Origin of the sequence: Corynebacterium sp. AOP36-E1-14 (genome assembly GCF_052377495.1) — a bacterium.
In the GTDB taxonomy this organism is placed as follows: domain Bacteria; phylum Actinomycetota; class Actinomycetes; order Mycobacteriales; family Mycobacteriaceae; genus Corynebacterium.
Map to the genome: position 1 here is coordinate 1 of NZ_JBQSWV010000048.1, position 9,317 is coordinate 9,317.

Sequence of the window (9,317 nt, forward strand, 5' to 3'; positions counted from 1 at the left end):
CACCAGATCATTGATGACATCCCGGTGCCGCGGGTCGGTGGCGGCAGGCCACCGGGGTTCGATACTGAGGCCTACAAGGGCCGTAATGTTGTTGAGTGGGTGTTCAACAAGGTTAGGCAGTGGCGGGGGTTGGTGGCCCGGTACGACAAGTTGGCGGTGGTGTACCGGGCCGCGGCGGTGTCAGCGAATTTCTGCGCGTTGTCCGCGGACAGGTCCAGGACGTAGGCCGATCCCACGTGGCTGAACTCGACGGCATTGACCCCCTCGGTGCTAAGGAGGGTGTTGTCGAGATCGTCGAAGAACTGGGTGATTTCCTTGCGGGCCATGAGGGTGAACCCTGCCATTGGCGGATCGGTGCGACGAATTACGCCCCTGATATTATCATGATGTCAAACGCTATCCTGGCCTCAACTCAATAAGGATGAAGAGCAGCCGGGTGGATGCTTCTGATTCGGGGTGTACTTCATGGTCGAACTGATGCGCGGCGCGGTCAGAGTGACCGCCCTGCTCCCTTGCTGCCGACCGGAGCCCGTCGATGCGATCGAGCTGGTCATGCCGCTGTGTGCATCAGCTCACAGCCGCGCGAGCAATCTCGGCGTCCTGCTCTGGTGTTCCGCCAGAGACACCAAGTGCCCCGAGGAGGTTTCCTTCCGCGTCCGTAATGGGCACGCCACCTCCCATGAGCAGTAGTCCACCGCTGGTGTGGTCGAAGTGCGCGAGGGGTTCACCCAACTGCACTGGAGCGTTCAGCGATTCGCTCGGCATCTCGAACATTACCGAAGTTCGAGCTTTCGTGATGGCGAGGTCATTGGATGCCAGCCATGCTCGGTCCATGCGCTCGAAGGAGACCAGGTTTGCGCCGGCGTCGAGGACTGCGAAGACCGCGTTCAGCCCTAGTTCCCGTGCCTTGCGCTTGCCTGCATCGATAGCCCGTGTGGCTGCTTCGAGGGTGATTGTGGGCTGTGCCATAGGTTCTACTCCTTCGTTCTCTGGCGAGGAATTAGGCTTTCTGGGTCCACTCGGTTTCCTGCCACTGCTTGGCGGCAGCAATGGTTTCCTGTGGCCGCATGGTCCGGTAGTCGGGATTGTCGGACGTGATCGTTTCAACCATCGCATCGACCATTTCCTGCGGATCGGCCTGATACGCCAGTGAGTCCCCGAAGTCGGGCATGGGGATATTCGCGGTTTCGGGGTCGTACCACTGCACGTAGCTTTCAGCGCCGGTGTCGTTGAAGCCGGTGTTGAACACTCCGGGGTTCACGGTGGCGACCTTGATTCCGAAGGGCTCGAGTTCGGTCTTCATTGACCCGGCAATCGCTTCGATTGCGTGCTTGGTGGCGCAGTAGGCCCCCAGGAACGGAACAACGAGGATGCCGCCCATCGAGGAGGTCCACACGATACGTCCCTGCTGACGTTCGATCATCTTCGGTGCGATGGCCTGTACCAGTTCCAGATGGCCGAACACGTTGACGTCGAACGACTCGCGGACCCGCTGGAGCGGGATATCGACGACAGCTCCACCCTCCATCACTCCCGCGTTGAGAACAAGGACGTCTACGTCGAAGTTCGCGGCATGGGAGATGTCGATGTTGTCCCGCAGGTTCAGTTTGATGACAGTCAGCTCAACGTCGGCAGAGTGTACGTCTTCGCGGAGGCTTCGTACCTGTGGCCATGTCTCAGCGGCAGCGATGACGTCCCAACCTTGGCGGGCGAGTTCGATGGCCGCTCCACGTCCGAATCCACTGCTGGCTCCGGTGATGAGAATCTTCTGGGGCATGCGTGCTCCTTCCGTAACTAACTGGATACTTACAGTCCCGATCGTGGCACGCTCGGACCCCCGTGTCAATAACTAGTTGGTTACCTGTAGATTGGAAGCCATGCCACCCAACGCTGCCGAAACCAAGCGAAGGATCTTGGAAGCCGCCCGTAGCGAGTTCGCAGAGCGCGGCCTGGCGGGTGCGCGGGTGGACCGGATCGCCGACGCAGGCAAGGTGAACAAACGGTCGATCTACGTGCACTTCGGCCCTAAGGGCACCCTGTTCGACATCATCGTGGCTCGATCGCTGGCAGAGATGGCAGAGGCGGTCCCGTTCGAGGTCGAGGACCTGCCTGGGTATGCAGGAGCGCTGTTTGATTACCTGATTGAGCATCCAGATGTCCTGCGGTTGACTTCGTGGGCTGGCCTGGAACGCCCCGATGCTTCTGCCGGCGAGGTCGCTACATACGCGCCGAAGGTAGCAGCGCTCTCGGAGAAGTTCGGTGGGCAGGCAGTCGATGTTCTCGCCCTGCTGTTGGGTCAGGTTACGGCGTGGCAATACGCCTCCCCGGCGCTTAAGGTTCACTCGCCGGAGGAACCTTGGTCAGCTAAACACTTGAGGCATCATCGAGGGCTGCTCGTCGCGTCAGTTGCCAGCCTTATCGACATCGCGACGTAGACCTGTAACCGGTGCTAACCGACAATGGTTTGGTTTCCGCGTCCAGTCCCGCACGTTTGCTGTAACTACGCATCCATTCCGCTCTTCAGTGGAAGGCCGTCGTAGTCTGGTGCTCTTGAAATCGGCATTCTACGATGTTGAGTAAGTCGACACACATCAACGCCATACGCCTTGAGGATTGTATTCGCCTGCTTAAATCCTGGAGTTAACCATCGGGACGACTGACTATTCAAGGTGGTGTTCGGTCGGCTCACCACGAAGAGCTCAGGAAGTCGCACCACAAATTATTTCACTCACAACGTCGTTGCATGTCGATCTCCTCCCGCGCCAGCCTGTTCGGTGTTCATCGTAGGTGCCAGGCCGGCCGTCTCACCAGGCTGTCAACGTGGTCCGATACGCCAAGTTCGAGCGACTGCGCTGCGCTGAAGTTCGGTGGTGAGATAGTGTCCCACGCGACAGGCGAGCGCCTGGGTGGGAAAGCAGGTAGATACAATGGAGTACCTTGACACGTTGGTGAGAGGGTCCGTAGCTGGCTGCGTCAACCAGGGACCAGAGAGCGCCATGAGGCGTCACGTGGGACGGAGATCGGTCAGGCTCTACGCCCCGGGCACATTCTTGGGCCCCGGGGGTGCGGCAATGGGAGATGTCGGTTCATTTTTCCGTCGCCGAATGCGCCGGGGAAGACTGGCTGTGTGCTGCGGGCAGGGTACCAGCCCGGCCGGGTACTTGCTCAGGCACTGCTCCTGTTCGCTGGACCCCTCGCGCGAGGAAGCAAATACAACTACGCTGCCAGTGTGACAACCATCAGGAATCCTGAAGTTCCCCGGGTGCCAACGGTGCAAGGGGTGTCCTCCTTGGTCGGGGTCCCTCGCCTTGGTCTCCGAGATTTATCACCCGGCTGGATTCCGGGAGGGAGTAGCCGGCGTACAGATCGATGACGGCTGCACGAGCGCAGATGTCAGATTACGTTCTGGTCGAGCCAATACTGTTTGGGCCAAGTATCAGAAACAGAATCAATATTGAACGAGATAAAGGAAGTGAAGATCTGATGAGAACTACAGCACAGCAGATAATTTTCGACACGAAGGGCGTGCTTCGAGGTGCTCGGGCGGCGATCGCTGCGGGGTTCTTCACGGGTTTTCGAGCGAGGCACGGCATATCCACTGCCAAAAGCCTGGTGCATTACGGCGCATCCCTCTCTGGGTTGCTGGAAGCAGCGGCTTCCCGTTACCCCGATCGGGTGGCCTTGGTCGATGATGAAGGTGAATTGACGTTCTCGGAGTTGCGTGAACTTGCCATTCGCACCGCGAAGGCACTTGTCGTCAACGGCGTCGACGCAGATAGCCGAGTCGGGATCATGGCGCGCAACGGGCGAGGTTTTCTCGTCCCGTTGGCGGCAAAGGGTTACGTTGGCTTCTCGGCGTTTCTCCTCAATGTTGGTGCGAGCAAGGCGCAGCTCGGAAGTCTTGTGGATGAACATAGTCTGGAATTCTTGTTCGTCGACTCCGAGTTCGACAACGTTATCCCCGAGATGGGGGAGAAATTGAAGGTGTGTCATTCATGGGTCGGCCCCGACTCCCGTGAAGACATCACTTTTCCCTCCTTCGAGGATCTCTGGGCTACTCCCGGTGCGGAAGAGGTTGTTTTCGAGCGCCGACCTGTGCAGGGAAGCGTCGTGTTAATGTCCTCGGGGACGAGTGGCACGCCGAAGGCGGTCCAACACGGAGAGCCGCACGTACCCTTGGGCGTGCTCGGTCCGCCGGTGGAAACCTGCGGATTGAAGGCGGGGTGCACGCTGCAGATGACTGCAAGCATGTTCCATGTTCTCGGTTGGGGTGCGTCGACTATCGCATTGTTCGCGGGCTGCACCATCGTGACACAACGAGTCTTCGATGCTGAGAACGTACTTCGGCAGATCGATGATTACCGGTGTGATGGGTTGATCAGCTCGGCGGTCTTTCTCAAGGACAAACTTGCGATTTATAACGCTGACCCGAGCCTGTATGACACCTCTTCTCTCAAGTTCGTCCTCAATGCGGGAAACGCGATGAGTGAGGACTTGGTTCGCGGGCTGCAGGACCAGTTCGGCTATATCGTCGGTTCTGGCTATGGGTCCACGGAAGGTCTGCTCGTCTCGTACTCCAGTCCGTCGGACCTTAAGGAGGATCCGCTTACCGCGGGCCACCCGGTGTGGAATGGCCGGCTGGAGGTGCTTGATCCCGGAACTGGGGAGGAAGTGGCGGCGGGCGAGGTGGGCGTCGTTCACGCGCGTAATGCGATGTCCATGAAGGGCTATCTCGGCGGATGGGAGCGTGAAGACGCCTCGCGGGGGCTGCTGAGCCTTGGCGACAAGGGAGTCATCGACCCGGAAAGCGGGCGGTTGCGTGTCCTGGGACGCAACAACGACATGATCATCGTCGGCGGTGAGAACATCTGGCCGACATCGGTCTCGGACATTATCGACCGGGCCGACGGTGTGGTCGAGTCCTACTGCATCGGGGTGGAGGACGACGAGAAATTCCAGCGGGTCAAAGCATATGTGGTCACGGACGGTTCCGTGGATCTGGACGGAGACGACATCCGCAATCACGTGCGGGATACCTTCATGGCCCCCGCGGTGCCGCGGGACGTGGTCTTCATGAGTGAGCCGCTGCCGCGGAACCCCATCGGCAAGGTGGTCAAGCGTGAGCTCGAAGTCTTCGGTTAGGTAACGGGAGGGGTATGAGAGCCCACACTCAAGCTCTCCTGTGCCGTACTCGGCCGGTGCGGCGCGGGGTGTGGAAGCGGCTCCCGTCGTGGCGTGGTCGCCGCCGCCCGTCCCACGTGCGTCAGCCCCGGCCAGGTTGATGTCGTGCATTAGCCAGCGTCTGCTCAGTCTGGAACTGAAACGCCGGGTAGCCTGTACCCATCGGACAGTCAGCGATACATGAGCGCACGGACGTACGGAGGGCCAGGTCATGGGAAGACGTCGCCGATCACAGGCATCGGACCAGGTACTCGGTGGACTGCAACGCATGGACCACGATGTCTTTGAGTCCGTCGCCGGGGCGGACAAACCCACCCTGGACGCCGTACTGCCGCGCCTGACCACCGCGGCGAACAACTCGAAGCTGTGGATGGGTCTCGCCGGAGCCATGGCGCTCACCCGCAGGTCACCGTTGCAACGCGCCGCCGCACGCGGACTGGCCAGCCTGGCGGTCTCGAGCCTCGTGGCCAACCAGTTCGCCAAACGCTCCTGGAAGCGTGACCGGCCCGGCCACGCCTCCGTCCCATTCGCCCGCCGGATCCGGCGCTACCCGAAGTCCAGTTCCTTCCCCTCCGGCCACTCCGCCAGCGCCGCCGCTTTCGCCACCGGTGCGGCCCTGGAGAGCGCACCGGCGGGCACCGTGCTCGGTACACTCGCCGGGCTCGTCGGGTTCTCGCGCGTCTACACCGGCGCGCACTACCCCAGCGACGTCCTCGCCGGATGGGGCCTGGGTGCCGGCATCGCGCTGCTCGGCGGGAAACTGGTTCCCCCGGTGACCGCGCCCGCCACCACCACGACCGAGCACCTCTACCTTGACGAACCGCCCCGCGAGAAGGGGGAGGGGCTCGTCCTGGTGGTCAACCCGGCGTCCGGCAGCGGGACGGGGGAGCGCGTCCTCAAGCGCGTCGAGAAGGCCCTTCCCGCCGCGGAGATCGTCTCGCTGACCCCGCAGGACGACGTCGTCCGGGTCCTGGAGGACGCCGTGTCGCGCGCGGACGTGCTGGGCATTGCCGGTGGTGACGGGACCGTGGCGGCCGCCGCCGGCGTCGCGTTGTCGGCGGACAGGCCGCTCGCGGTGTTCCCCGCCGGGACGTTCAACCACTTCGCCAAGCAGATCGGCTGCGCCACCACCGACCAGACCGTCGCCGCCCTCCGCGCCGGCACGCTGGAGATGGTGGACGTGGTCACCCTGAACGGCGACACCACGCTGCTCAACACCGCCAGCATCGGCGCCTACCCACGCTTCGTGGAGACCCGCGAACGCTACGAGGGCAAGATCGGCAAGAACCTGGCCGCGGTCGTCGCCGCGTGGCGGGTGCTCAAGGACGAGCAAGCCGTGGAGATCCGTTACGACAACAGGACGCTGAAGACTTCCCTGTTCTTCCTCGGCAACTCCCTGTACCGACCCACCGGCTTCGCGCCGGTCGACCGGTCCGCCATCTGCGACGGCCTGATCGACGTGCGCATCCTGGAGATCGGCAAACCCTTCGCCCGGCTGCGCATCACCGCGTCACTGCTGACCGGCCGGTTGAGCCGCAGCCCGTTCTACCACGAGCTGCACCGGCCGGAGTTCCGGTTCGACCTGGTGGACGGACCGTCCGCGGTCGCGCACGACGGCGAGGTGGGCAAGGAGATCTCCCACGCCGACTTCGTCTCGCACTACCGCGTGCTGCCGGTGTTCCGCCCGCGCACGGCGAAGCGGTAGAACACCACGCACAGCACCAGCCAGGCGAACCCCAGCGCCCAGCCGGCGAGCACGTCCGAGGGGTGGTGCACGTTCAACGCCACGCGCGAGACGCCGACGAGCAGGACGAGCAGGACCAGAAGGACGCCGCCAGCGGCGGCGGCGCGTCGGCAGCGTCCGGCGAGGTGCCGGTAGGCGACCAGCAGGGTGCCGACGGCGACCAGCACGCCCAGGGCGTGGCCGGAGGGGAACGAGGTGCCGGACGCCTCGACCATGCGGGTGACCGGCCGGTCCCTGTCTGCCAGGTGTTTGGCCGTCTGGGAGACCAGCCCGCCGCCCCACACGCTCACCGCCAGGAATGCGGCGAGCGGCAGGTCCCGGCGGAACAGGGCCAGCCCCACCGGGACGATTACCAGCACCCGCCACACTGCGGGGGCGAGGACGGTGCTGAGGGTGTTCCACGCCGTCACCCACCAGCCGCACCGCGCGGCCATGTCCTGGGCGGCGTCCAGCGCCCGGGCGTCCGGCACGTCCACCCAGGACCAGTGGTGCACCCACCCGGCCCACAGCACGGCGTAGAGCAGCAGGGCTGCTCCGGCCGCCGCGGCGGCGACAGGGACGGGCCGGGGCACCGGCGCGGCGGACTCAGCCACCGTCAGTCACCGAACACCATCTCGCGGCGCTGGTCGCCGAGGGTGAACTCGGCCAGTTCGCGGAGGTAGTTCTGGGAGTACACCCACGGGGAGGAGTACCCCTGGGTCGGGAACCGGTCGGCGCTGCGCCGCAGGTAGGCGGCGGCGAAGTCGAACAGGGGGCGTCCGGCGTCCGGCGGCGGGGTGGCGGGGCGGTAGACCTGCACGCCGGTCTTCCACAGCTTCACCATGTAGCGCGACACCAGGTCGGAGCGCAGCGTCCACGAGCCGTTGATGTAGCCCACCGTGAAGCTGAAGTTCGGCAGGCCGGCGAGCATCATGCCCCGGTAGAAGACCTGCTCGTTGACTTGCAGGGGGCGCCCGTCCACGCTGAGTGTGCCACCACCGAACGCCTGGAGGTCCAGGCCGGTGGCGGTCACGATGACGTCGGCGCCGAGCTCCTCGCCGGAACCCACCCGGACACCGTCGGCGGTGAACCGTTCGACGGTGTCGGTGACGATGCGCGCATTGCCGCCCAGCGCGGTGAACAGGTCACCGTCCGGTGCCTTGCAGACCCGCTTCTCCCACGGCATGTGGTGCGGGGTGAAGTGCCGGTCGATCTGCTCCTCGTCCAGGTAGTTACGCTGCATCCGGCGTAGCGCGCGGGTGAACAGGCCCGGGGCACGCTGGCCGACGAGGTGCTGCACGATGTCGCGCGTGGCGTGGTGCAGCCGCGACACCGGGTAGGCCGCCCGGGTGGGCAGGACCCGGCGCCAGAAGGCGCTGATCCGGTCCACCGCCGCCATCGGGGCGACGTAGGTGGGGCTGCGCTGCAGCATCGTCACGTGTGCACCGGCGCGTTCCAGGGCGGGCACCAGGGTGACGGCGGTGGCGCCGGAACCGATGACCACGACGCGGCGTCCTGCGCAGTCGAGGTCCTCCGGCCACTGCTGCGGGTGGATGAGGGTGCCGGTGAAGTCCTCCTCGCCGGGGAAGGCAGGACGGTGGCCCCGGCCGTGCACGAAGTAGCCGGAGGCGAAGTGCACGCGCCGGGCGTGGACGGTGCGTTCACCGTCCTGCGTCACGGTGGTGACCCGGTACATCCCGCGGTCGCTGAGCCAGTCGGCGTCGCGCACCCAGGAGCAGGTGCGTAGGTGCTCCAGGGCACCGCAGTCGCGGGCGACGTTGCGGATGTATTCCTTGATGTCCACGCCCTGCCCCAACGTGCCCTCGTGCGGCCATGGGGCGAAGGGGAACCCGTAGGTCGCCATGTCCGAGTCCGACCGGATGCCCGGGTAGGTGAAGGTGTGCCATGTTCCGCCGAGATCGCTGTTGGCGTCGTGCATCTCCCACGACCAGGTCGGGAAGGCGCGGGAGACGTGGTGGGCGAGGTCGACGCCGGACAGGCCCGCACCGACGATCAGCAGGTCGAGGGGGTTTTCCGGGGTGCCGGGGTGGGGTGACATGCCCACAGCGTACAAGCGCCGGGGCCCTCCGGGGGACCGGATGGCACCCCATTGCACGAGAAAGGTTCCAGAATGACTGAAATCGCGAAAGACGTCTTCTGTTTCAGTGGTACGGAGGTCAACGTCGGCATTCTTCGTGAGGGCGACGAGCTCACGATGATCGACGGTGGGTGGCCCGGCGACGGCCCGATGGACATCCCTGGACATCCCTGGACGCCCCGGACACCCTGGACGCCCTGGAGAGCATCGAGGCGGAGGCCATCCTGCCGGGGCACGGCAACCCGTTGAACATGAACCTGGGCGAGGCCGTACGCGCCGCACGCCTGCTCGCCGAGGAGGCCGTTTTCGCAGACC

General features: G+C 64.4%; 9 protein-coding genes. 4 read left to right on the forward strand and 5 right to left on the reverse strand.

The features are described 5' to 3' along the window. Positions 1-71: 71 nt before the first annotated feature. The 3 genes from ACT3TD_RS14285 to ACT3TD_RS14295 all read right to left on the reverse strand — a co-directional run bounded on the left by ACT3TD_RS14285 (position 72) and on the right by ACT3TD_RS14295 (position 1,777). Positions 72-326, reverse strand: coding sequence for an Lsr2 dimerization domain-containing protein (locus ACT3TD_RS14285; protein WP_444638061.1), 255 nt, complete (start codon positions 324-326; stop codon positions 72-74). A 241-nt stretch (positions 327-567) separates the two neighbouring features. Then, complete coding sequence (locus ACT3TD_RS14290; RefSeq protein WP_441579771.1) at positions 568-969, reverse strand: GlcG/HbpS family heme-binding protein; 402 nt, start codon at positions 967-969, stop codon at positions 568-570. 31 nt (positions 970-1,000) lie between these two features. Beyond that, positions 1,001-1,777: an SDR family oxidoreductase gene (locus ACT3TD_RS14295; RefSeq protein ID WP_441579772.1), complete on the reverse strand. Its 777-nt coding sequence runs from the start codon at positions 1,775-1,777 to the stop codon at positions 1,001-1,003. A 100-nt stretch (positions 1,778-1,877) separates the two neighbouring features. Between ACT3TD_RS14295 and ACT3TD_RS14300 the strand changes: the two genes are divergently transcribed. The 3 genes from ACT3TD_RS14300 (at position 1,878) to ACT3TD_RS14310 (ending at position 6,886) form a co-directional block, all read left to right on the forward strand. Then, positions 1,878-2,435 carry a TetR family transcriptional regulator gene (locus ACT3TD_RS14300; protein ID WP_441579773.1) on the forward strand — a complete coding sequence of 186 codons (558 nt, stop codon included), beginning with the start codon at positions 1,878-1,880 and terminating at the stop codon, positions 2,433-2,435. A gap of 1,048 nt (positions 2,436-3,483) precedes the next feature. Next, complete coding sequence (locus ACT3TD_RS14305) at positions 3,484-5,142, forward strand: AMP-binding protein (protein WP_441579774.1); 1,659 nt, start codon at positions 3,484-3,486, stop codon at positions 5,140-5,142. A gap of 250 nt (positions 5,143-5,392) precedes the next feature. Continuing rightward, on the forward strand, positions 5,393-6,886 hold the full coding sequence (locus tag ACT3TD_RS14310; protein WP_441579775.1) for a diacylglycerol kinase family protein: 1,494 nt from the start codon (positions 5,393-5,395) through the stop codon (positions 6,884-6,886). Here ACT3TD_RS14310 and ACT3TD_RS14315 read toward each other — a convergent pair. Together ACT3TD_RS14315 and ACT3TD_RS14320 are read right to left on the reverse strand one after the other, a co-directional pair. Continuing rightward, positions 6,841-7,518: a phosphatase PAP2 family protein gene (locus ACT3TD_RS14315; RefSeq protein WP_441579776.1), complete on the reverse strand. Its 678-nt coding sequence runs from the start codon at positions 7,516-7,518 to the stop codon at positions 6,841-6,843. The genes ACT3TD_RS14310 and ACT3TD_RS14315 overlap by 46 nt on opposite strands. Before the next feature lie 2 nt (positions 7,519-7,520). Then, positions 7,521-8,963, reverse strand: coding sequence for a flavin-containing monooxygenase (locus ACT3TD_RS14320; protein ID WP_441579777.1), 1,443 nt, complete (start codon positions 8,961-8,963; stop codon positions 7,521-7,523). Positions 8,964-9,133: 170 nt separating this feature from the next. On the opposite strand from ACT3TD_RS14320, the gene ACT3TD_RS14325 reads away from it, so the two are divergent. Continuing rightward, positions 9,134-9,317 (forward strand): hypothetical protein (locus ACT3TD_RS14325; RefSeq protein ID WP_444638062.1); only part of this gene is annotated, 184 nt, incomplete at its 3' end.

Coding starts and splice junctions, on each gene's coding strand:
- ACT3TD_RS14285 (WP_444638061.1), bottom strand. CDS start 326: ATGGCCCGCAAGGAAATCACCCAGTTCTTCGACGATCTCGACAACACC.
- ACT3TD_RS14290 (WP_441579771.1), bottom strand. CDS start 969: ATGGCACAGCCCACAATCACCCTCGAAGCAGCCACACGGGCTATCGAT.
- ACT3TD_RS14295 (WP_441579772.1), bottom strand. CDS start 1,777: ATGCCCCAGAAGATTCTCATCACCGGAGCCAGCAGTGGATTCGGACGT.
- ACT3TD_RS14300 (WP_441579773.1), top strand. CDS start 1,878: ATGCCACCCAACGCTGCCGAAACCAAGCGAAGGATCTTGGAAGCCGCC.
- ACT3TD_RS14305 (WP_441579774.1), top strand. CDS start 3,484: ATGAGAACTACAGCACAGCAGATAATTTTCGACACGAAGGGCGTGCTT.
- ACT3TD_RS14310 (WP_441579775.1), top strand. CDS start 5,393: ATGGGAAGACGTCGCCGATCACAGGCATCGGACCAGGTACTCGGTGGA.
- ACT3TD_RS14320 (WP_441579777.1), bottom strand. CDS start 8,963: ATGTCACCCCACCCCGGCACCCCGGAAAACCCCCTCGACCTGCTGATC.